The 2413-nt window shown below is 66.7% G+C and carries 3 protein-coding genes; 2 read left to right on the top strand and 1 reads right to left on the bottom strand.

The features are described 5' to 3' along the window. Nucleotides 1-275 (bottom strand): hypothetical protein (locus VFF46_RS31830; RefSeq protein WP_325040940.1); only part of this gene is annotated, 275 nt, incomplete at its 3' end. Nucleotides 276-344: 69 nt separating this feature from the next. Between VFF46_RS31830 and VFF46_RS31825 the strand changes: the two genes are divergently transcribed. Together VFF46_RS31825 and VFF46_RS31820 are read left to right on the top strand one after the other, a co-directional pair. Next, nucleotides 345-1715, top strand: coding sequence for a hypothetical protein (locus VFF46_RS31825; protein WP_325040939.1), 1371 nt, complete (start codon nucleotides 345-347; stop codon nucleotides 1713-1715). Further along, nucleotides 1712-2320, top strand: coding sequence for a hypothetical protein (locus tag VFF46_RS31820; protein WP_325040938.1), 609 nt, complete (start codon nucleotides 1712-1714; stop codon nucleotides 2318-2320). The genes VFF46_RS31825 and VFF46_RS31820 overlap by 4 nt, the downstream gene beginning before the upstream one ends. Nucleotides 2321-2413: the final 93 nt, after the last annotated feature.

The raw sequence follows: 2413 nt of genomic DNA, 5'->3' as shown, positions 1-2413 counted from the left end.
GGTGTGCAGTACTGTGCTGCCTGGTGCCGATCGTTCGGGGAAGGCGGGCCGTGGGCGAACTGCGACGACGCGAACCCGACCGCGAACCGAACCGCCCGGATCCCGACCAGTCCTCTGAGTCCCGCCCAGATCCCGCCCCGGGCCCCTACCTGGACCCCGATCGCCTGGGCTTGCGCCCGGACCGCGACCGAGTCGCTGAGCCGGGCTCGGAGCGTGACCGGTCCAGCAATGCCGGCTCGGATCGGGGCCGCGCAGGCGAGCCCGGCTCGGATCATGAGCGGGCTGACGGCTCGCGACTGGAATTAGACCGGTCGGACGGTTCTCGTGTTGGTTTCGACCGGTCGGTGGATTCACGGCTGGAACGCGATCGAGGGACGCAGCTGCGGCCGGATCGCGAGGTGGCTCGGGGTGACGGGCGGGTAGGGGAGCCCTCGGGTGCGGCGGATCGGTCGGTCGACGAGCCGTTGACGGAGTGGGCGGATCGGTACTCGGTGGAAGCGGGGCGCCAGCTCTCAGCCGATGACACGGTCGCCGGGACGCAGCACGCATCGTCCCGCGGATCGGCATCAGACCGCGCCGACGTCTCGAAGGAGCCGGCCGCAACGTCCGACGTACCGGAACCGGACGAGTCGCGTGGCGCCGAGGCTGGGGAAGCCGTCCGAGAGCAGGTGGCCGATCAGCTTTCGCATCTGCCGGAGAAGCTTCGCCAGCAAATGGCCAACGATCCGGTCTTCTCGCGTGCCGGCTGGGGCCGTGAAGACAACGGTGCATGGGACGAGGATCTCGAGGACCAACCGCTGGCGCCGGATGGCTCCGATCCGAACGGCCGGTCACCCGATCCCGTGGAGCAACCGCTGACGAAGCCGGCGGAGGAAGCCAGTACGTCGTCAGGTCGTCGCGATCGCGTCGACGATCCGTCGAGTGTCACCGAGCCGGACCGGACCGTGGCCGCCGGGCAAGACCGCCGTGCTGATCCTGACAACGACAACTCGTACGCGTCTGACGATGGTCTGACAGAAGCAACGGAGAGCGAACGCCGAGCTGACGGCGGTGAGTCGGCTGCCGCGGATTCCTACGTCGGCGACGACGCCTCTACCGAGTCGGCAGGGATCGAGTCTGAACCAGATCGGCCCGTTGACGCCAGCGATGCACCGGAGCACGAGTTCGTCGAGGATGCTGATCCGGAGGACATGGCGACGTACCGGCGGATTCGGGAGACCGATGACGTGGACGCTGTCGCCGAGAACAGCGGATTTCCCCGCGACGTCGTCGAGGTAGCCAAGGACAACCTGTTCATGCGCACGCATGACGTCGCTGTGAGGCCCGGCGTGATCAGGCACGGCTACTTCACACCGGACGCGGTGATGGGTGATCTCTGGGAAACGGCCGCATCAGGCGGTGAGCTGACGGGCGAGCAGCAAACGATGCTTTGGTCACTGCTCGCGCACGAGTACGTCGAGGCGAAACTGATGGAGGCGGGAGTGCCCTACAAGTCGGCTGATGTGGATGCCTTCAACGAGTACGGGGTCGCGAAGGTCACCTCGGAGCATCCGTCGGCACACATCACAGCGCCACGGAGTCTGCAGGAGCACAAGGTGGACCTGCTCGCACACTGGGAGAAGCTGGATATATCGAGAGATGGGCTGCGGGTGGCGGAGGATTTGTCGAACCTGGACGAGGTGGTTCGGTTGGCGAAGGAAGGACTCGGGTTGTGACGGACACGGCTGCGTGTGAGCGGTTGCTGGAGCGGCTGGCTGCGGCGCGTTGGGACGACCAGGAGGCTGAAGATCTGCATCAGACGTCGCGGGGTGCGTTGGCCAGCGAGTTCTTTCGGCGGAAGGCTATTTGGGCGAACGCGTTGGGTATCACGAACTTGTGGCCCCTCGCCGAGGTTGCGCTGGCGTTCGATCCGTCGGTCGAGACAGATCCGGTGTGGTTGGAGCGGCTGGAGGCTGCGGTTGGGCATCAGTTGATGCCGCAGGTTCGCAAGGTGGTGACAGACATGTTCCGGTGGGCGTCTCTCGGAGATCGGCCGTACGAACGGTTCCCGGGGTTCGATGATCCGTACGAGCCGATGGTGCAACTGCTGGAGCGGGGTGGCCAGTTCTGGCCGGGCCAGGGAGGGATCGATATCCCGATTGCCACCGCCTCGTACGGCAGCCTCGCCGAGCGGCTGGCCCAAGCACCTGTCCCGATCGACCCTGAGACGCTGGCGCGGCTGGATGAGAGAGACCGAGTCGAGCTCGAGAAGATCCGTGCCCGAGCGGCCGCACGCCAGGCCGGCATGCAGAACTCCGGGGAGGCAGATACGTCCGGCTGACGCGGAACGCCCCCGGAAGCTGGACTCTCGAGGCGTTCGGAGTCTTCGTGTGGTCAGCCGCGGCTGGGTCCCTGGGCGTCGACGGCGGGCAAG

The sequence above is a fragment of the Kribbella sp. genome (genome assembly GCF_035655035.1).
Classification (GTDB): Bacteria; Actinomycetota; Actinomycetes; order Propionibacteriales; family Kribbellaceae; genus Kribbella.
The sequence above is the reverse complement of the archived record's forward strand: the minus strand, read 5'-3'. Positions and strand labels throughout refer to the sequence as shown.